Raw genomic sequence first — 19,289 nt, forward strand, 5'->3', positions numbered from 1 at the left:
CAGACTGCTGTTGGTTATGCATGTTTTTCCCCGCCCTCAGGAGCGTTCCTTGAGAGTCAGGCTGCGCGGACGCTCCAGCCAGTTCCCCTCTCCGTCAGGAACGATTTCGATCACGTCTATTTTTCCTTCGCTGATGCCGACGACCTTGCCGTCGTTGCGCCCCAGGTAGTCCCCGACCCTCACCCGGTGCACGCCACCCGCGCCCTTCACCAGGGCGAAGGTGCCCTGGGCGTTGGACAGGGTGCCGACCATCTCGAAGGTCTCGATGTTGAAGCCTTCCAGGAACTGCTTGACCCGCGTCTCGTCGGGCTTGATCACCTTGTTGCCCTTCTGCCGCACGGTCAGGTCGATCTTCACCGGCGGCTGGAACGGGCTGCGTAGCGACGCGGCGCTATAGGTGAAGGCCTCGTACGGCTGGAACTTCGGCAACGGCTCGATAGTGCCCTTGGGCCGGGCGCGAACCTCGTCCATGTAGGACTGCAGATCGGCGAAATCGGAACCGCCGCCGCATCCGGCCAGGCTGGCGAGCAGCAGGCTGCTCAGAATCAGGCGGGCTCTCATTTCTTCAGCCCCTTGTCGTTGTAGCGATAGGTCTTGGCCAGGATGCTCATGCGCAGCTTGGACGTGCTGCCGGGCGCGACCGGCTTGATCTCGAAGTCATGCAGGGTGACGATCCGCGGCAGGCTGGACACGCCGCTGACGAAGGTCGCCAGGTCGTGGTAGCCGCCGACCACGCTGATCTGGATCGGCAGCTCGATGTAGAACTGCTGGGCAACCTCGGGAAGCAGCTTGATTTCCTCGAACTCCAGGCCGCTGCCCAGGCCGGTACGAGTGATGTCCTCGAGCAGCCCGGGTACCTCGGTGTCGCTGGGCAACTGCCGCAGCAAGGCGCCAAAGGACTCTTCCATCTCCTTCATCTGTGCCTTGTAGGCTTCCAGGTTCGCGGCCTGGAAGGCCTTGGTGGAGAACTGCTGCTTGAGCGTCTCCTCTTCCGCGGCCTGCTGTTCGAGCTGAGCCTGCATGTCACTCAGATGGAAGTTGTAGCCCAGCGCCAGGACCGCCGCGGTCAGCAGCACGCAGACGATGACCTTGACCGCCGCCGGCCAGGAACCGATGTTGTTCAGGTCGAGATCGTTGATATCGATCTTGCGCAGACTTTCCAGGGAACTGGCCAGACTCATTTCTTGGCTCCTTGCGCAACCCCATGCTTCGCCTTGGCGTCTTCCTCGCCGGGCTGCGTCTGCTGCACGGTCAGTTGGAACACGTTGGCCTGGTCCACCGCGCCCTGGGTCACCGCCTTGACCTCGTTCAGGGTCGGGGCGGTCAGCCACTCGGACGCGTCCATGTTGCGCATGAGATTGGAAACGCGGTTGTTGGACTCGGCCGCGCCGGCGATGGCGATGTTCTTGCCGGTCATCTTCAGGTCGGTGAAATACACGCCGTCGGGCAAGGTCCGCACGAGCTGGTCGAACACCCGTCCGATGATGGGACGGTTGCCCTGCAGGTCCTGGATGATCTTCATCCGCTCGAGCAATTGCTGGCGCCGCGACTTCAGTTCGCTGATTTCCTTGATCCGGGCGTCGAGTACGACGATTTCCTTGCGCAGGAAGTCGTTGCGGGCGTTCTGGTTCTCGATGGCCGCGGTGAAGTACTGGTCGCCAAGGAATACCAGTGCAGCCGATGCCACCAGGACGCCGCCAAGAATCACCAGGAACTGCTGCTTGCGCTGCTCGCGCAGCTCTTCGCGCCAGGGTAGAAGGTTGATCCGTGCCATCAGTCGAAACTCCTCAACGCCAGGCCGCAGGCGATCATCAACGCCGGAGCGTCGCTGGCCAGGGCGCCGGCATTCACCTTGCCGTTCAGCGCCATGTCGGCGAACGGGTTGGCGACCAGGGTCGGGGTGCCGATCTTCTGCTGGATCAACCGATCGAGATCCTGGATAGACGCCGTACCGCCCGCCAGGACGATGTAGTCGACGTCGTTGAACTGTCCGGCGGCGAAGAAGAACTGCAGCGAGCGGGAAACCTGCTGCACCACGGCGTCCTTGAACGGACGCAGAACTTCGCTGTCGTAGTCATCCGGAAGACCGCCCTGCTTCTTGGCGAGACCGGCTTCCTCCACCGAGAGTCCGTAACGCCGCTGGATCTCCTCGGTGAGCTGGCGACCGCCGAACAGCTGTTCGCGGGTATAGATGGTGCGTCCGTTGTGCAGGACGCTCAGGGTGGTCATGGTCGCGCCGATGTCCACTACCGCCACGGTCAACTGGTCGGTGTCGGCACCCAGCTGGCTGCTCAGCAGCGCATAGGAGCGCTCCAGCGCGTAGGCCTCGACGTCGACCACCTTGGCGGTCAGGCCGGCCAGCGCCAGGGCCGCTTCGCGAACCTCGACGTTTTCTTTCCGACAGGCGGCCAGGAGTACGTCCACGCGCTCGGGATTGCGCGCGGAGAGCCCCTGGACCTCGAAGTCGATGGCGACTTCCTCCAGCGGATAGGGGATGTACTGGTCGGCCTCGATCTTCAGCTGGTTTTCCAGTTCATCCTCGGAAAGCCCGGCCTCCATCTCGATGGTCTTGGTGATCACCGCCGAACCGGCGACGGCGACCACGGCCGACTTCAGGTTGGTTTTCGCCTTGACCAGCACCCGTGACAACGCCTGGCCGACCCCTTCCAGCTCGACGATGTTCTTTTCCACGACTGCATTCGGCGGAAGCGGCTCGACGGCATAGGCCTCCACTTTGTAGCGGCCTCCGGAGCGGCTCAACTCAAGGAGCTTTACCGAGGTCGAGCTGATGTCGATCCCCAGCAAGGTGTTCGCTTTCTTCTTTATGAGCCCTAGCACGACCAATTCCCTATTAGCGTTCAATACTTACGAACGATTCTTCTTTTTTCACATTAGATACCAGAGCCGAAGGCCAGGCAAATGGCTAGGTCACAGAAAAATTGCTTATAATGTGAACAGCTTTTGCCTTTTTCCTGTCCTATTCGCTTAACTCTTTCTTTTTCCTGGAAATCCGAATCTACCCATGCGCCTGCTGAAGTTCCTGTGGTGGACTTGCGTCACCCTGATTTGTGGAGTGCTGCTCAGTTTCAGCGGCGCCTATCTCTATCTGAGTCCCAGCCTGCCCTCGGTGGAAGCTCTGCGTAACGTCCAGCTGCAGATCCCCCTCAAGGTCTACAGCGAGGACGGCAAGCTCATCTCCGAGTTCGGCGAGATGCGCCGGACGCCGATCCGCTTCGCCGACATCCCGCAGGACTTCATCCATGCCCTGCTGTCCGCCGAGGACGACAATTTCGCCAACCATTATGGCGTCGATGTGAAAAGCCTAATGCGCGCCGCCGCGCAATTATTGAAAAGCGGTCACATCCAGACTGGCGGCAGCACCATCACCATGCAGGTAGCGAAGAACTACTTCCTTACCAATGAAAGAAGCTTCTCGCGAAAGATCAATGAAATCCTCCTGGCCCTGCAGATCGAGCGACAGCTGACCAAGGACGAGATCCTCGAGCTCTACGTCAACAAGATCTACCTGGGCAACCGTGCCTATGGCATCGAGGCTGCCGCACAGGTCTATTACGGCAAGCCGATCAAAGACTTGAGCCTGGCCGAGATGGCGATGATCGCCGGCCTGCCGAAAGCGCCCTCGCGCTACAACCCGCTGGTCAACCCGACCCGCAGTACGGAGCGGCGCAACTGGATCCTCGAGCGCATGCTCAAGCTCGGCTTCATCGACCAGCAACGCTACCAGGCCGCCGTCGAGGAGCCGATCAACGCCTCCTACCACGTGCAGACCCCCGAACTGAATGCGCCCTACATCGCCGAGATGGCCCGTGCCGAGATGGTCGGCCGCTACGGCAGCGAGGCCTATACCGAGGGCTACAAGGTCATCACCACGGTCCGCAGCGACCTGCAGAACGCCGCCAGCCAATCGGTCCGCGACGGCCTCATCGACTATGACCAGCGCCACGGCTACCGCGGCCCGGAGACCCGCCTGCCGGGCCAGACCCGCGACGCCTGGCTCAAGCACCTGGGCCAGCAGCGCAGCATCGGCGGCCTGGAGCCGGCGATCGTCACCCAGGTGGAAAAGAGCGGGATCATGGTGATGACCCGCGACGGCAAGGAAGAAGCCGTGACCTGGGACAGCATGAAATGGGCACACCCCTTCCTCAGCAACAACAGCATGGGCCCGATGCCGCGCCAGCCCGCCGACGTGGCCCAGGCCGGCGACCAGATCCGCGTGCAGCGCCAGGAAGACGGCACCCTGCGCTTCGTACAGATTCCCGCCGCACAGAGCGCGCTGATCTCCCTCGACCCGAAGGACGGGGCGATCCGCTCGCTGGTCGGCGGCTTCTCCTTCGAGCAGAGCAACTACAACCGCGCGATCCAGGCCAAGCGCCAGCCGGGCTCCAGTTTCAAGCCGTTCATCTACAGCGCGGCCCTGGACAACGGCTTCACCGCCGCCAGCCTGGTCAACGATGCGCCGATCGTGTTCGTCGACGAGTACCTGGACAAGGTCTGGCGACCGAAGAACGACACCAATACCTTCCTCGGCCCGATCCCGCTGCGCGAAGCCCTGTACAAGTCCCGCAACATGGTCTCGATCCGCGTCCTGCAGGGCCTGGGCATCGAGCGGGCGATCAGCTACATCACCAAGTTCGGCTTCCAGCGCGACGAACTGCCGCGCAACTTCTCCCTGGCCCTGGGTACCGCGACAGTCACACCGATGGAAATCGCCGGCGCCTGGAGCGTATTCGCCAACGGCGGCTACAAGGTCAATCCGTACGTCATCGAACGCATCGAGAGCCGCGACGGACAGGTGCTGTACCAGGCCAATCCGCCCCGCGTGCCGGTGGAAGAACAGGTCGCTGCGCCGGATGCGGAAGACGCCGGGAATCCTGGTGACCCCGAGCATCCGGAGAGCGCCGAAGGCGAAGGTTCGATCGAAGCCCAGCAAGTCGCCGCCAAGGCCCAGACCACCTTCGAGCCGACCCCGGCCGAGCGGATCATCGATGCCCGTACCGCCTATATCATGACCAGCATGCTGCAGGACGTGATCAAGCGCGGTACCGGGCGTCGCGCCCTGGCGCTGAAGCGCACCGACCTAGCCGGCAAGACCGGCACCACCAACGATTCCAAGGATGGCTGGTTCTCCGGCTACAACTCCGACTACGTGACCAGCGTCTGGGTCGGCTTCGACCAGCCGGAGACCCTGGGTCGCCGCGAGTACGGCGGTACCGTCGCGCTGCCGATCTGGATCAGGTACATGGGCTTCGCCCTCAAGGACAAGCCGATGCACACCATGGCCGAGCCGCCAGGCATCGTCAGCCTGCGCATCGACCCGGTGACCGGCCGTTCGGCCGCGCCGGGCACTCCCGGCGCCTATTTCGAGATGTTCAAGAACGAGGATACCCCGCCCTCGGTCAATGAACTGCCGCCAGGCAGCTTCCCTGGCAGCCCGCTGCCGGATGACGAAGGCGCGCCGATCGACCTGTTCTGAACCGGCCGGCGCCTGCGCTTCGTTGGCGACGACGGGAGCGCGAGGCGCAGGCAAAAAGAAACCCCGCCAAGGCGGGGTTTCTTTTTATCCGGCGGATCGATCGATCAGCCGTTGAAGACGTCGTCCACCGATTTCAGCGGATAGTTCTTCGGATACGGCAGGGTAGCCACGCCGGTCTCGATGGCAGCCTTGGCCACGGCATCGGAAACCACGGTGATCAGGCGCTTGTCCATCGGCTTCGGAATGATGTACTCGCGGCCGAATTCCAGCTTGTCCACGCCATAGGCGGCGCAGACGTCTTCCGGGACCGGCTGCTTGGCCAGGTCGCGCAGGGCCAGGGCGGCGGCGATCTTCATCTCTTCGTTGATGCGCGTGGCACGTACGTCCAGGGCACCACGGAAGATGAAGGGGAAACCGAGCACGTTGTTGACCTGGTTCGGATAGTCGGAACGACCGGTAGCCATGATCACGTCGTTACGGGTGGCATGGGCCAGTTCCGGCTTGATCTCCGGGTCCGGGTTCGAGCAGGCGAACACGATCGGGTTCGGCGCCATGCGCTTGAGGTCTTCCGGCTCCAGCAGGTTGGCGCCGGACAGGCCGACGAACACGTCGGCGCCCTCCAGGGCGTCGGCCAGGGTGCGCTTGTCGGTCTCGGTGGCGAACACCGACTTGTACTGGTTCAGGTCGTCGCGACCGGCGTGGATCACGCCCTTGCGGTCGATCATGTAGATGTTCTCGACCTTGGCGCCCATGCTCACCAGCAGCTTCATGCAGGAGATGGCGGCAGCGCCGGCGCCGAGGCAGACGATCTTCGCTTCTTCCAGCTTCTTGCCGGCCAGTTCCAGCGCGTTGAGCATGCCCGCCGCGGTAACGATGGCGGTGCCGTGCTGGTCATCGTGGAACACCGGGATGTCGCACTGTTCGATCAGCGCGCGCTCGATCTCGAAACACTCGGGAGCCTTGATGTCCTCGAGGTTGATACCGCCGAAGGTGATGGAAATACGCTTGACGGTATCGATGAAAGCCTGCGGGCTCTCGGCGTCGACCTCGATGTCGAACACGTCGATGCCGGCGAAGCGCTTGAACAGCACACCCTTGCCTTCCATCACCGGCTTGGAGGCCAGCGGGCCGAGGTTACCCAGGCCGAGAATCGCGGTGCCGTCGGAAATCACTGCCACCAGGTTGCCCTTGCCGGTGTACTGGTAGGCCAGCTCGGCATCGCGGGCGATTTCACGCACCGGCTCGGCGACACCCGGGCTGTAGGCCAGGGACAGGTCCCGGGCGGTAGCGGTGGGTTTGGTCAGCTCGACACTCAGTTTTCCCGGACGGGGTTGTGCGTGATATTCGAGGGCAGCGGTTTTAAGATCGGACATTTGGGCACTTCCGCTTTATTGCTTGTTGGACAGACGGGGCGACCGAGCATACGCAAGAAGACGACGCCCCACAAGATCGTCAGGACCCGGCTGTCAAGACCTCTAGCGTACGACTTTAAGCCAATCGCCCGGACGGGGTTCACCGCTCGGATAAAGGTCATTCAGCAGACGCAGACGAGCCACGGAGTCACTCAATGACCCCTCGCCGCCAGCCGCCAATTGCTCCAGCGTCTGCCCCGCCTTGACCTGCACCAGGTGCAGGCGTCGCGGCTGCGCCAGGGCCCGCTCCTTGTCGCGCAGCGGACGGAAGCTGCGGATCACGCTGAGGAAGCGGTCGTCCTGGGTCTCCAGGGAACCGACCTTGACCACGCCGACGAACAGGTAGGCGCGGTCGCCCTGGTAGATCACAGCAACCCGTCGCGCCGGGTTGCCTGGCACCACCGCCGTGTAGCCGTTCAGTCCTGCCTGCTTCAGCGACTCTTCCTGGGCCAGCCGTTGCCCGGCGTTCTTGCGCAGGAACTCCGCGGGCGTCAGGCGGGAATCATGGGGCACCAGCTTCATGCCGATGAACGACTGCTCGTCCGCCGGATAGCCAAGCAGGGCACTGGGCTGGTTGAGGATCTTCCAGCCCGCCGGATAGCTCAGGGTGAAGTCCAGCTCGGCATGGTAGAAGTTCTGCCCGCGACGCACCCCGGCCGATGCCGAGTCGCCGAACGGCATGCCTTCCAGATGGCGAAGAAAGACCTCGCGCCCCACTTCCTGCTGTCCGTTGGCCAGTTGCCGGGCCGGGCCGACCACTTCCTGCAGACGCCGGTCGTTGTCCGGATGGGTATCGAACAACCCGTGGTAGCCGCCGGCCTGTACCGCCTGGCCACTGCGCGCAGCCTCTTCGCGAGCGAAGTCCTCCTGGTTCTTCAGCACCCGCACCACCTGGATCATCGCCGTCGGATCGTAGCCGGCGCGGGCCAGGTACTGAGCGCCGAGACCATCGGCTTCCAGTTCCATGTCACGCCCGTAGCCGCGGACGAAGGCCGTGCCGAGCACGTTGGCCAGGTCGCCGGCGGCACCGACCCCGGTGCCGATCGCCACCGCCTGGCCAAGGATGTTCCAGGCGCTGGCCTGGCTCTGCTGGCGCACGCTGTGGCGCGCCGTGACGTGGCCGACCTCATGACCGAGCACCGCGGCCAGTTCGGCCTCGGAGCCAAGGTAGGCGATCAGTCCGCGATGGATATAGATGTAGCCGCCCGGCAGGGCGAAGGCGTTGATGTCCGGCGAATCGATGACGGTGAAATGATATTGCAGATTGCTGCGGTGGCTGCTGCGGGCGACCCGCTCGCCTACCCGTTGCACGTAGGCCTGGAGCTTTTCATCGTTGTAGCGGGGGAACTGCTTGAGGATTTCCTGGTTGTAGCGAGCGCCCATGCCGAGTTCCTGCTGCTCGCTCATCATCACGAAATCGCTCTTGCCGGTGGCCGGGTTCACCGCGCAGCCGCCCAGCGCGCCGACTCCCAGCAACAGCAGCAGGAGCCAGGCGGTCTTCATGGCAACCATTCCAGCATCGCCGGATCGGTCACCGACATCTGCCAGCGCGCCTTGCCGGCCGGCACAGCGCCACGGCGGGAACGATCGACCACCCAGCCACGCACTTCCAGCGAACGTCCCGCCATCTGCATCACCCGTTTCGCATCGAACGCCTTGAGCACCTTCGGCTCGATCCGCAGGACCAGCGGACCGTCCATCTCCAGCCAGATACCGCCCCGGTTGCGTTCGACCTCGAGCACCCGCCCGCGGACCACGGCGAAGCCGCTCTGCGCCAGTCGATCGAGCGAAAGCACCGGCGAACGCTTCCATACACCCAGATTAGCCGAACGCGCTGCACGTTCCGCCGCTTGCTGACAGGCCGTCAGCTCGGTGTTCGGCGCGACCGCCACCAGGTAGCCCAGGCCCTCGCCGAGCAGGCGCGCCTCGAGGTTGGCGCCGCTGGCATCGAACAGGTGCGCCAGGGTCCGCCCGTAGTGATCGCGGGCCTGGCGGCCCGGCTGCAGGGCGAGACGCCCGTCGCTGGCCGATACCAGCGCCTGCAGTCGCTGCTTCGCGGCTTCGGCGAAGGGCTCGGTGGTGCGACCGTTGTGCGCCAGCTCAGGCGCGTTGATACCGATCAGCCGCACGCTGCGGCCATCGCGCAGGCGCACGGTATCGCCGTCCACCACCCGCGCCACCTCGACGTTCTGCAAGGCGCCGGTAGGCCGGCAGGCCTCCGCCGCACCGGCGAAGGCGGAAACCACGGACATGAAAAAGGCGCCCACCAGGGACGCCTTTCTCGGTACAGCGACAAGTAGCATTGCGCGCGTTCGCGGCAAGCGGCTTACTTGGTGGCGCCGAATACGCCGAAACGCTGCTTGAAGCGGTCGATACGGCCGCCGGTGTCCAGCACCTTCTGCTTGCCGGTGTAGAACGGGTGGCATTCGGAGCACACGTCCAGATGGATCGGCTTGCACAGGGTGGAACGGGTCTTGATGACGTTACCGCAGCTGCAGGTAGCTTCGATAGCTTCGTAAGTCGGATGGATGTCCGCTTTCATGATTCAATCCTCGAGGCGTTGTGTGCCGCCACCCAGCGCGTTTACCAGGCACCGCACGTAATTAAGGGCGTGGATCATACCAGACCGATTCATCTATGCAAGCGACCCCGCCCGCCGGTCGTCTGCTAACATCGCCGGCCCAGTCCTCGTTTCCTTCATCCCCGGAAGCCGCTGAGTGTCAGACCTGATCCTACGCCTAGCCCTGCCTTCGCCACTCCGCCGCCTGTTCGACTACCGCGCGCCCCGCGGCATTCCGCGCAGCGCCCTACAGCCGGGGATTCGCCTGCTGCTGCCGTTCGGGCGCCGGGAGCTGGTTGGCGTTCTGATAGAGGTGACGGACCGTTCCGAAGTACCCGAAGACAAGCTCAAGCCTGCCCTCAGGGTACTCGACGCCAAGCCGCCGATGCCGGCGCACCTGCTCGAACTCTGTCGCTGGACCGCCCAGTACTACCAGCACAGCCTCGGCGACACCCTGTCCTGGGCGCTGCCCAACCTGTTGCGCCAGGGCGAGCCGGCCGAGGCGCGCCAGCAGCGCTTCTGGCATGCCACCGCGCAATCCAGCCTCGACGATCCGCGCCTGGCCCGGGCGCCGCGCCAGCGCCAGGCCCTGGCGATTCTCAAGCAGCATCCGCACGGGGTGTCCCATGAGTTGCTGAACCAGTTGCAGATAAACAAGGACAGCCTCGACCTGCTCAAGGAAAAAGGCTTGGTCGAACTGGAGGTGCGGCGCCACAGCACCCCGCCGCGCGAAGGCGGCTGGCTGGCCCAGGCGGAGTTGCCGCTGAACCCCGAGCAGCGCGCCGCCTTCGAGGCGGTTCGCGCCAGCCACGGCGGTTTCCATTGCTTCCTGCTGGCCGGGGTCACCGGCAGCGGCAAGACCGAGGTCTACCTGCAACTGATCCGCGAAACCCTGGCCGCAGGCCGCCAGGCCCTGGTGCTGATTCCCGAGATCAACCTGGGGCCGCAGACCCTGGCGCGTTTCGAACGCCGCTTCAACGCGCGCATCGCCCTGCTGCATTCGGCCCTGACCGACCGCGAGCGCCTCGACGCCTGGCTCGCCGCCCGGGATGGCGAGGCCGACATCGTCATCGGCACCCGTTCGGCACTGTTCACTCCATTGAAGCGGCCGGGACTGATCATCGTCGACGAGGAACACGACGCCTCCTATAAACAGCAGGACGGCCTGCGCTACCACGCCCGCGACCTGGCACTGGTACGCGCACGCCTGGAGAACGTGCCGATCCTGCTCGGTTCGGCCACGCCCGCCCTGGAAAGCCTGCACAACGCCCAGGCCGGCCGCTACGGCCTGCTGCGCCTGACCCAGCGCGCCGGTGGCGCGCACCCGCCGAAATTCATCCGCCTCGACGTGAAGAGCATGCCGCTCGACGCCGGCCTTTCCCGCCCGCTGCAACAGGCCATCGGCGATACCCTGGCGGCCGGCCAGCAGGTCCTGGTGTTCCTCAACCGCCGCGGCTTCGCTCCGACCCTGCTTTGCCACGACTGCGGCTGGATCAGCCAATGCCCGCGCTGCGACGCGCGGATGACCGTGCACCAGGGCAGCGGCGAGTTGCGCTGCCACCACTGCGACCACCGCCAGCGGCCGCCGATGAACTGCCCGCAGTGCGGCAAGCTCGACCTGCGTCCGGTAGGCGCCGGCACCGAGCGCGCCGAGGAACGCCTGCGGATTCTCTTCCCGAACCATCCGGTGCTGCGCATCGACCGCGACAGCACCTCGCGCAAGCACGCCATGCGCGACCTCTTCGCCACCATCAACAGCGGTGAGCCATGCATCCTGGTCGGCACCCAGATGCTCGCCAAGGGGCACCACTTCCCACGGGTCACCCTGGTGGCGATCCTCGATGCCGATGGCGGCCTGTTTTCCGCCGACTTCCGCGCCAGCGAACGCATGGCCCAGCAGATCGTCCAGGTCGCCGGCCGCGCAGGACGCGCCGAGGAGCCCGGACGGGTACTGATCCAGACCCACCTGGCCGATCACCCGCTGCTGGTCCAGCTCACCGAGGACGGCTACTTCGCCTTTGCCGAACAGGCCCTCAGCGAACGCCGCGCCGCCGGCCTGCCGCCCTTCGCCCACCTCGCCCTGCTGCGCGCCGAAGCGCACAAGCCGGGCCAGGCGGAAGCCTTCCTCGACAGCGCCTGCAGTGCCGCCGAGCAATTGCTCGAGCAGATGGGCGGACCGGAGGTGGAACTGCTCGGGCCGGTGCCCGCGCCCATGGAGCGGCGTGCCGGCAAGCACCGCGCGCAACTGCTGCTGCAGTGCATGAGCCGGGCGCCGCTGCATCGCCTGCTGACGCCCTGGCTGCAGAGCCTCGAACAGTTGCCCGGCGGGCGCCAGGTGCGCTGGTCGCTCGATATCGATCCGATCGACCTGTTCTGAGCGCCTTCCAGGAAGACGCCCCGCTTGACTGGGGTCAGCCGGAATCCGCGATGTCCGGCGCAAACTGTCGGCTAATCGCCGCAACGGTTGGCAACGCCTGTCCGCCCACGGATAATGCGCGGTTCTGAGCCTCGACCGGCCACCCCGCGCACATCGCGGGGAGTGAACTTCGGAGCGCCGCATCCGCCGGCCCTTCCCCTGCCCGACCGTCGCGCGCCGCCCCTCTGCCCGCGAGCACGGAGAAAAACGATGAAAGACACGATTCGCCAGCTGATCCAGCAAGCCCTCGACCAACTGACCGCGGACGGCACCCTGCCCGCCGGCCTGACCCCGGACATCCAGGTGGAGAACACCAAGGACCGTAGCCACGGCGATTTCGCCAGCAACATCGCCATGATGCTGGCCAAGCCGGCCGGGATGAAGCCGCGCGACCTGGCCGCCAGGCTGGTCGAGGCAATCCCCACCCACGAGCAACTGGCCAAGGTGGAGATCGCCGGCCCCGGCTTCCTCAACTTCTTCCAGGATCACGTCTGGCTCGCCGCCAGCCTCGACCGCGCACTCGCCGACGAACGTCTCGGCGTGCGCAAGGCAGGCCCGGCGCAGCGCGTGGTGATCGACCTGTCCTCGCCGAACCTGGCCAAGGAGATGCACGTCGGCCACCTGCGTTCGACCATCATCGGCGACGCCGTCGCGCGCGTCCTCGAGTTCCTCGGCGACACGGTGATCCGGCAGAACCATGTCGGCGACTGGGGCACCCAGTTCGGCATGCTGCTCGCCTACCTGGAAGAGCAACCGGTCGACGCCGAGGCCGAGCTGCACGACCTGGAGGTCTTCTACCGCGCGGCGAAGAAACGCTTCGACGAGTCTCCCGAATTCGCCGACCGCGCCCGCGAACTGGTAGTCAAGCTGCAGGCCGGCGACCCCGACTGCCTGCGCCTGTGGACCCGCTTCAACGAGATTTCCCTGTCGCACTGCCAGAAGGTCTACGACCGTCTCGGCGTGAAGCTGAGCATGGCCGACGTCATGGGCGAGAGCGCCTACAACGACGACCTCGCCCAGGTGGTCGCCGACCTGACCGCCAAGGGCCTGCTCACCGAAGACAACGGCGCGTTGTGCGTCTTCCTCGAAGAGTTCAAGAACGCCGAGGGCAATCCGCTCCCGGTGATCGTGCAGAAGGCCGGCGGCGGCTACCTCTACGCCACCACCGACCTCGCCGCCATGCGTTATCGGCACAACGTGCTGCACGCCGACCGCGTGCTGTACTTCGTCGACCAGCGCCAGGCCCTGCACTTCCAGCAGGTCTTCGAAGTGGCGCGGCGCGCCGGTTTCGTTCCGGCCGGCATGGAGCTGGAGCATATGGGCTTCGGCACCATGAACGGCGCCGACGGCCGTCCGTTCAAGACCCGCGACGGCGGTACGGTGAAGCTGATCGACCTGCTGGAAGAGGCCGAGAGCCGCGCCTATGCGCTGGTCAAGGAACGCAACGAGCAGCGCGCCGAGCGTGGCGAGGAGCCGTTCGACGAGGTCCAGCTGCGCGAGATCGGCCGGGTGGTGGGGATCGACTCGGTGAAGTACGCCGACCTGTCCAAGCACCGCACCAGCGACTACAGCTTCAACTTCGAACTGATGCTGAGCTTCGAAGGCAACACCGCACCCTACCTGCTCTACGCCTGCACCCGCGTGGCCAGCGTCTTCCGCAAGCTCGGCCAGGGCCGCGAGCAACTGGGCGGGAAGATCGTCCTCGAGCAGCCCCAGGAGCTGGCCCTGGCCGCACAGCTGGCGCAGTTCGGCGACCTGATCAACAACGTCGCGCTCAAGGGCGTGCCGCACCTGCTCTGCGCCTACCTGTACGAGTTGGCCGGGCTGTTCTCCAGCTTCTACGAGCATTGCCCGATCCTCACCGCCGAGGACCCGGCGCAGAAGGACAGCCGCCTGCGTCTCGCCGCGCTGACCGGCCGTACCCTGGAACAGGGCCTGGAGCTGCTCGGTCTGAAGACTCTGGAACGCATGTAATCGAACCCGCCCGAACAGGAGTCCGGGAACCCCCATGGCAAAGAAGAAACCCGCCCCCAAGCGCGGCGCCAGCCGCTACCAGGCGCCCGCCGCGAAGAACGGCGTTCCCGGCTGGGTCTGGCTGGTCGCCGGCCTGGCCATCGGCGGCTTCATCATGTTCCTGATGAAGCTCGAACCCGGGCGCAAGGACGTCCAGCGCGAACGCCCGGACGCCCAGCGCCCGGCCGCCGTGCAGGGCAAGCAGCCGCAGCAGAACGGCCAGGCCCAGCAGCCCGCGCAAACGCAGACGCCGGCCCAGGCCAAGCCGAAGTACGAGTTCTACACCCTGCTGCCGGAGTCCGAGGTCGTGGTGCCGCCGGAAGCGGTACCGGAGAAGGCCCCGCCGCCGCCCACCCCCGCCGAACTGGCCAAGGCCGACGAAGCGCGGGCCAAGGCCGCACTCGCCGGGCAGGTGCCACCGCCGCTGCCGAAAGCGGTGGTCGCCGCCAGCACGCAGTTCTTCCTGCAGGCCGGCTCGTTCCGCAAGCAGTCCGACGCCGACCGCGTGCGCGCGCAGATCATCCTGCTCGGGCAGTCGGTGAACGTCGAGGCCGGCAACGTCCGCGACGAGACCTGGTACCGGGTGATGGTCGGCCCGTTCAACAGCCGCGACCAGTTGTCCCAGGCGCAGAAGACACTGTCCTCCAACGGCTTCAGCAACCTGCTGTTACAGCAACGCAAGGCCCGCTGAACGCGGGCCACGCCGTGCGTTCCGACGCACGGCGGTGCGTGCGGTTGAAAAGCCGCGGATCGCCCCTATATCTCCCAGCATTCCGGGCATTCGGCCCCGCAGTGTGGAGATTTCCCCCTTGACCACCATCGTATCTGTCCGCCGCAACGGCAAAGTCGTCATGGGCGGCGACGGCCAGGTTTCCCTGGGCAACACCGTGATGAAAGGCAACGCCAAGAAGGTCCGGCGCCTGTATCACGGTCAGGTACTGGCCGGTTTCGCCGGCGCCACCGCCGATGCCTTCACCCTGTTCGAGCGCTTCGAGCAGCAACTGGAGAAACACCAGGGGCACCTGGTCCGCGCCGCCGTCGAACTGGCCAAGGACTGGCGCACCGACCGCTCCCTGAGCCGCCTCGAAGCCATGCTCGCGGTCGCCAACAAGGATGCCTCGCTGATCATCACCGGCAACGGCGACGTGGTCGAACCCGAACACGGCCTGATCGCCATGGGCTCCGGCGGCGGCTTCGCCCAGGCCGCGGCCCTGGCCCTGCTGCAGCACAACGCCGAGCTGAGCGCTCGGGAAGTCGCCGAGACCGCGCTGAACATCGCCGGCTCGATCTGCGTCTTCACCAACCAGAACCTGACCATCGAGGAGCTGGACAGCGCCGTCTGAAGCGCTCGTCCCCCGCTGGAGTAAACGAATGTCCATGACGCCCCGCGAGATCGTCCACGAACTCAACCGCCACATCATCGGCCAGGACGACGCCAAGCGCGCCGTCGCCATCGCCCTGCGCAACCGCTGGCGACGCATGCAACTGCCGGCCGAGCTGCGCGCCGAGGTAACACCGAAGAACATCCTCATGATCGGCCCCACCGGCGTCGGCAAGACCGAGATCGCCCGCCGCCTGGCGCGCCTGGCGAACGCGCCGTTCATCAAGGTCGAGGCGACCAAGTTCACCGAGGTCGGCTATGTCGGACGCGACGTCGAATCGATCATCCGCGATCTCGCCGACGCCGCGGTGAAGATGCTCCGCGAACAGGAGATCCAGAAGGTCAAGTATCGCGCCGAGGACGCCGCCGAAGAGCGCATCCTCGATGCCCTGCTGCCGGCCGCGCGTCCCGCCATGGGCTTCGGCGACGAGCCGGCACGCGAGGACAGCAACACCCGCCAGCTGTTCCGCAAGCGCCTGCGCGAAGGCCAGCTGGACGACAAGGAAATCGACATCGAGGTGGCCGACAACCCGGCCGGCGTGGAGATCATGGCCCCGCCCGGCATGGAGGAGATGACCAACCAGTTGCAGAACCTGTTCTCCGGCATGAGCAAGGGCAAGAAGAAGACCCGCAAGCTGAAGGTCGCCGAGGCCCTGAAGCTGATCCGCGACGAAGAGGCGGTGCGCCTGGTCAACGAGGAAGAGCTCAAGGCACGCGCCCTGGAGGCGGTCGAGCAGCACGGCATCGTCTTCATCGACGAGATCGACAAGATCGCCAAGCGCGCCAACGCCGGCGGCGCCGACGTCTCCCGCGAGGGCGTACAGCGCGACCTGCTGCCGCTGATCGAGGGCTGCACGGTGAACACCAAGCTGGGCATGGTCAAGACCGACCACATCCTGTTCATCGCCTCCGGCGCCTTCCACCTGAGCAAGCCGAGCGACCTGGTTCCCGAGCTGCAGGGCCGCCTGCCGATCCGCGTGGAGCTCAAGGCCCTCAGTCCGAACGATTTCGAGCGCATCCTCACCGAGCCGCATGCCTCGCTCACCGAGCAGTACCGCGAGTTGCTGAAGACCGAGGGGCTGGCCATCGAGTTCGCCGAGGACGGCATCAAGCGCCTTGCCGAGATCGCCTGGCAGGTCAACGAGAAGACCGAGAACATCGGTGCCCGCCGCCTGCATACGCTGCTCGAGCGGCTGCTGGAAGAGGTCTCGTTCAGCGCCGCCGACCTGGCCAGCGAGCATAGCGACAAGCCGATCCTGATCGATGCCGGCTACGTCAACAGCCACCTCGGCGAGCTGGCCGAGGACGAGGACCTGTCCCGCTACATCCTTTGACCACCGCCGCCGCCACGGCCAACACCGTGGCGGCGGGCCGCGCGGTCCCGAACCGGGGTATCCTTGTACTCCGCCCTTCCGCGAGTCCGATGCGATGCGTATCCCTTCCGCCATCCAGCTGCACAAAGCCTCGAAGACCCTGACCCTGCGCTACGGCGAGGATAGCTACGACCTGCCTGCCGAGTTCCTCCGCGTGCATTCGCCCTCGGCCGAGGTCCAGGGCCACGGCAACCCGGTATTGCAGTACGGCAAGCTGAACGTCGGCCTGGTCGGCGTCGAACCCGCCGGCCAGTACGCACTGAAGCTGAGCTTCGACGACGGCCACGACAGCGGCCTGTTCACCTGGGACTACCTGTACGAGCTGGCGACCCGCAAGGACCAGCTATGGGCCGACTACCTGGCGGAGCTGGCCAGCGCCGGCAAGTCGCGCGACCCCGACGAGTCGGTCGTCAAGCTGATGCTCTGAAGCGCCGGGCCGAGTGCCCCTTCGCGGCACACGGCATCCAGGCGATTTTTCTCCGCTGCCCCGAACGAGGGCACGTCATTTGCAACATTCGCCCCGCAGACTGCCAGGCCAGACATCCGGTCGGCGCGGTCGCCACGGCGAATGTCCTACCCTGCACGGCAGCAACGCTCTAGTCCGCAGGTCGGCCGCGCGCCGGGCCAGCCACGCCGGCCACCGATGCTTCTGCCAGCTTGCACGCCAGCGGAAACTCGCGTAACCAAGACGGTGCAGCCCCTTGTCCGGGTTCCCTTCCCTGACGTGCGTCCGCCCCGCCCTGAAACGTGCGGGTGGGCTGGTAGTCGAGCAGTAGCCGGCCGGACACCTGGTCCCCGGTTTCGTTGCGGTCCCCTGTTTCGCCTCGAACAATGGAGCGTTGCCGATGAGTCAGAAGAACAATAACGAGCTTCCCAAGCAAGCCGCGGAAAACACGCTGAACCTGAATCCGGTGATCGGCATCCGGGGCAAGGACCTGCTCACCTCCGCGCGCATGGTCCTGCTCCAGGCGGTGCGCCAGCCGCTGCACAGCGCCAGGCACGTGGCGCATTTCAGCCTGGAGCTGAAGAACGTCCTGCTCGGCCAGTCGGAGCTACGCCCAGGCGATGACGACCGACGCTTTTCCGATCCGGCCTGGAGCCAGAATCCGCTGTACAAGCGCTACATGCAGACCTACCTGGCCTGGCGCAAGGAGCTGCACAGCTGGATCAGCCACAGCGACCTGTCGCCGCAGGACATCAGTCGTGGCCAGTTCGTCATCAACCTGCTGACCGAGGCGATGTCGCCGACCAACAGCCTGAGCAACCCGGCGGCGGTCAAGCGCTTCTTCGAGACCGGCGGCAAGAGCCTGCTGGACGGCCTCGGCCACCTGGCCAAGGACCTGGTGAACAACGGCGGGATGCCGAGCCAGGTGGACATGGACGCCTTCGAGGTGGGCAAGAACCTGGCCACCACCGAGGGCGCCGTGGTGTTCCGCAACGACGTGCTGGAACTGATCCAGTACCGGCCGATCACCGAGTCGGTGCACGAACGCCCGCTGCTGGTGGTGCCGCCGCAGATCAACAAGTTCTACGTCTTCGACCTGTCGCCGGACAAGAGCCTGGCGCGCTTCTGCCTGCGCAACGGAGTGCAGACCTTCATCGTCAGTTGGCGCAACCCGACCAAGTCGCAGCGCGAATGGGGCCTGACCACCTATATCGAGGCGCTCAAGGAGGCCATCGAGGTAGTCCTGTCGATCACCGGCAGCAAGGACCTCAACCTCCTCGGCGCCTGCTCCGGCGGGATCACCACCGCGACCCTGGTCGGCCACTACGTGGCCAGCGGCGAGAAGAAGGTCAACGCCTTCACCCAACTGGTCAGCGTGCTCGACTTCGAACTGAATACCCAGGTCGCGCTGTTCGCCGACGAGAAGACTCTGGAGGCCGCCAAGCGTCGTTCCTACCAGTCCGGCGTGCTGGAGGGCAAGGACATGGCCAAGGTGTTCGCCTGGATGCGCCCCAACGACCTGATCTGGAACTACTGGGTCAACAACTACCTGCTCGGCAACCAGCCGCCGGCGTTCGACATCCTCTACTGGAACAACGACACCACGCGCCTGCCCGCCGCGCTGCACGGCGAGTTCGTCGAACTGTTCAAGAGCAACCCGCTGAACCGCCCCGGCGCCCTGGAGGTCTCCGGCACGCCCATCGACCTGAAGCAGGTGACTTGCGACTTCTACTGTGTCGCCGGTCTGAACGACCACATCACCCCCTGGGAGTCGTGCTACAAGTCGGCCAGGCTGCTGGGTGGCAAGTGCGAGTTCATCCTCTCCAACAGCGGTCACATCCAGAGCATCCTCAACCCACCGGGCAACCCCAAGGCACGCTTCATGACCAATCCGGAACTGCCCGCCGAGCCCAAGGCCTGGCTGGAACAGGCCGGCAAGCACGCCGACTCGTGGTGGTTGCACTGGCAGCAATGGCTGGCCGAACGCTCCGGCAAGACCCGCAAGGCGCCCGCCAACCTGGGCAACAAGACCTATCCGGCCGGCGAAGCCGCGCCCGGAACCTACGTGCATGAACGATGAAAAGCGACCAGCCTGAAGAACAGCCGCAGGAGCGATCCGCGGCCTCCGCCGACGAAACCCCGCCAGCGCCTCCGGCGCGGCCCCGTGCCGCGCGGAAGCCGGCCAGGCCCCGTAT

At 65.5% G+C, this 19,289-nt stretch carries 16 protein-coding genes; 8 read left to right on the forward strand and 8 right to left on the reverse strand.

The features are described 5' to 3' along the window. Nucleotides 1–36: 36 nt before the first annotated feature. From pilP to pilM, 4 genes are read right to left on the reverse strand one after another with little or no spacing between them, the layout of a single operon-like run. Nucleotides 37–561: a type 4a pilus biogenesis lipoprotein PilP gene (gene pilP, locus ACYAF3_RS08545; RefSeq protein ID WP_003095836.1), complete on the reverse strand. Its 525-nt coding sequence runs from the start codon at nt 559–561 to the stop codon at nt 37–39. Further along, nucleotides 558–1,181 (reverse strand): type 4a pilus biogenesis protein PilO, encoded by a 624-nt coding sequence (pilO, locus tag ACYAF3_RS08550; protein ID WP_003103268.1) that lies wholly within the window; start codon nt 1,179–1,181, stop codon nt 558–560. Before pilO ends, pilP begins: the two co-directional genes overlap by 4 nt. Beyond that, nucleotides 1,178–1,774, reverse strand: coding sequence for a type 4a pilus biogenesis protein PilN (gene pilN, locus ACYAF3_RS08555; protein WP_003095839.1), 597 nt, complete (start codon nt 1,772–1,774; stop codon nt 1,178–1,180). The genes pilO and pilN overlap by 4 nt, the downstream gene beginning before the upstream one ends. Continuing rightward, the gene (gene pilM, locus ACYAF3_RS08560) at nt 1,774–2,838 is read right to left on the reverse strand and encodes a type IV pilus assembly protein PilM (RefSeq protein WP_003110888.1); all 1,065 of its coding nucleotides are present in this window, start codon (nt 2,836–2,838) and stop codon (nt 1,774–1,776) included. Before pilM ends, pilN begins: the two co-directional genes overlap by 1 nt. A 184-nt stretch (nt 2,839–3,022) precedes the next feature. Between pilM and ACYAF3_RS08565 the strand changes: the two genes are divergently transcribed. Continuing rightward, complete coding sequence (locus ACYAF3_RS08565; RefSeq protein ID WP_031756300.1) at nt 3,023–5,494, forward strand: penicillin-binding protein 1A; 2,472 nt, start codon at nt 3,023–3,025, stop codon at nt 5,492–5,494. A gap of 104 nt (nt 5,495–5,598) precedes the next feature. Here the strand turns inward: ACYAF3_RS08565 and ACYAF3_RS08570 are convergent, their stop codons facing one another. From ACYAF3_RS08570 to rpmE, 4 genes are all read right to left on the reverse strand, one after another. Beyond that, nucleotides 5,599–6,867 carry a malic enzyme gene (locus ACYAF3_RS08570; protein WP_003103278.1) on the reverse strand — a complete coding sequence of 423 codons (1,269 nt, stop codon included), beginning with the start codon at nt 6,865–6,867 and terminating at the stop codon, nt 5,599–5,601. 102 nt (nt 6,868–6,969) lie between these two features. Further along, a complete protein-coding gene (locus ACYAF3_RS08575; RefSeq protein WP_128669360.1) occupies nt 6,970–8,409 on the reverse strand; it encodes a M48 family metalloprotease in 1,440 nt (479 codons plus the stop codon). Beyond that, on the reverse strand, nt 8,406–9,158 hold the full coding sequence (locus ACYAF3_RS08580; RefSeq protein WP_009877201.1) for a thermonuclease family protein: 753 nt from the start codon (nt 9,156–9,158) through the stop codon (nt 8,406–8,408). The genes ACYAF3_RS08575 and ACYAF3_RS08580 overlap by 4 nt, the downstream gene beginning before the upstream one ends. A 74-nt stretch (nt 9,159–9,232) precedes the next feature. Beyond that, nucleotides 9,233–9,448, reverse strand: coding sequence for a 50S ribosomal protein L31 (gene rpmE / locus ACYAF3_RS08585; protein ID WP_003095846.1), 216 nt, complete (start codon nt 9,446–9,448; stop codon nt 9,233–9,235). Nucleotides 9,449–9,623: 175 nt separating this feature from the next. Between rpmE and ACYAF3_RS08590 the strand changes: the two genes are divergently transcribed. From ACYAF3_RS08590 to phaC, 7 genes are all read left to right on the forward strand, one after another. Then, a complete protein-coding gene (locus tag ACYAF3_RS08590) occupies nt 9,624–11,843 on the forward strand; it encodes a primosomal protein N' (protein ID WP_003103282.1) in 2,220 nt (739 codons plus the stop codon). Nucleotides 11,844–12,092: 249 nt separating this feature from the next. Beyond that, on the forward strand, nt 12,093–13,856 hold the full coding sequence (gene argS, locus ACYAF3_RS08595) for an arginine--tRNA ligase (RefSeq protein WP_003103285.1): 1,764 nt from the start codon (nt 12,093–12,095) through the stop codon (nt 13,854–13,856). A gap of 34 nt (nt 13,857–13,890) precedes the next feature. Next, the gene (locus ACYAF3_RS08600) at nt 13,891–14,586 is read left to right on the forward strand and encodes an SPOR domain-containing protein (protein ID WP_003095850.1); all 696 of its coding nucleotides are present in this window, start codon (nt 13,891–13,893) and stop codon (nt 14,584–14,586) included. Between the two features lie 118 nt (nt 14,587–14,704). Beyond that, complete coding sequence (hslV, locus tag ACYAF3_RS08605) at nt 14,705–15,238, forward strand: ATP-dependent protease subunit HslV (protein ID WP_003095852.1); 534 nt, start codon at nt 14,705–14,707, stop codon at nt 15,236–15,238. Nucleotides 15,239–15,266: 28 nt separating this feature from the next. Next, nucleotides 15,267–16,610: an ATP-dependent protease ATPase subunit HslU gene (gene hslU, locus ACYAF3_RS08610; protein WP_003095854.1), complete on the forward strand. Its 1,344-nt coding sequence runs from the start codon at nt 15,267–15,269 to the stop codon at nt 16,608–16,610. A 94-nt stretch (nt 16,611–16,704) separates the two neighbouring features. Continuing rightward, a complete protein-coding gene (locus ACYAF3_RS08615; RefSeq protein WP_003095857.1) occupies nt 16,705–17,076 on the forward strand; it encodes a gamma-butyrobetaine hydroxylase family protein in 372 nt (123 codons plus the stop codon). A gap of 418 nt (nt 17,077–17,494) precedes the next feature. After that, the gene (gene phaC / locus ACYAF3_RS08620; protein WP_003161244.1) at nt 17,495–19,174 is read left to right on the forward strand and encodes a class II poly(R)-hydroxyalkanoic acid synthase; all 1,680 of its coding nucleotides are present in this window, start codon (nt 17,495–17,497) and stop codon (nt 19,172–19,174) included. Nucleotides 19,175–19,289 lie beyond the last annotated feature (115 nt).

The sequence above is a fragment of the Pseudomonas sp. TZ252 genome (assembly GCF_056110345.1).

Excerpts from the sequence above, each read along its gene's own strand:
- ACYAF3_RS08575 (WP_128669360.1), bottom strand. The coding sequence starts at position 8,409 with ATGAAGACCGCCTGGCTCCTGCTGCTGTTGCTGGGAGTCGGCGCGCTG.
- rpmE (WP_003095846.1), bottom strand. The coding sequence starts at position 9,448 with ATGAAAGCGGACATCCATCCGACTTACGAAGCTATCGAAGCTACCTGC.
- pilN (WP_003095839.1), bottom strand. The coding sequence starts at position 1,774 with ATGGCACGGATCAACCTTCTACCCTGGCGCGAAGAGCTGCGCGAGCAG.
- ACYAF3_RS08615 (WP_003095857.1), top strand. The coding sequence starts at position 16,705 with ATGCGTATCCCTTCCGCCATCCAGCTGCACAAAGCCTCGAAGACCCTG.
- phaC (WP_003161244.1), top strand. The coding sequence starts at position 17,495 with ATGAGTCAGAAGAACAATAACGAGCTTCCCAAGCAAGCCGCGGAAAAC.
- ACYAF3_RS08570 (WP_003103278.1), bottom strand. The coding sequence starts at position 6,867 with ATGTCCGATCTTAAAACCGCTGCCCTCGAATATCACGCACAACCCCGT.
- ACYAF3_RS08565 (WP_031756300.1), top strand. The coding sequence starts at position 3,023 with ATGCGCCTGCTGAAGTTCCTGTGGTGGACTTGCGTCACCCTGATTTGT.
- argS (WP_003103285.1), top strand. The coding sequence starts at position 12,093 with ATGAAAGACACGATTCGCCAGCTGATCCAGCAAGCCCTCGACCAACTG.
- hslU (WP_003095854.1), top strand. The coding sequence starts at position 15,267 with ATGTCCATGACGCCCCGCGAGATCGTCCACGAACTCAACCGCCACATC.
- pilP (WP_003095836.1), bottom strand. The coding sequence starts at position 561 with ATGAGAGCCCGCCTGATTCTGAGCAGCCTGCTGCTCGCCAGCCTGGCC.
- pilO (WP_003103268.1), bottom strand. The coding sequence starts at position 1,181 with ATGAGTCTGGCCAGTTCCCTGGAAAGTCTGCGCAAGATCGATATCAAC.
- ACYAF3_RS08580 (WP_009877201.1), bottom strand. The coding sequence starts at position 9,158 with ATGTCCGTGGTTTCCGCCTTCGCCGGTGCGGCGGAGGCCTGCCGGCCT.
- ACYAF3_RS08600 (WP_003095850.1), top strand. The coding sequence starts at position 13,891 with ATGGCAAAGAAGAAACCCGCCCCCAAGCGCGGCGCCAGCCGCTACCAG.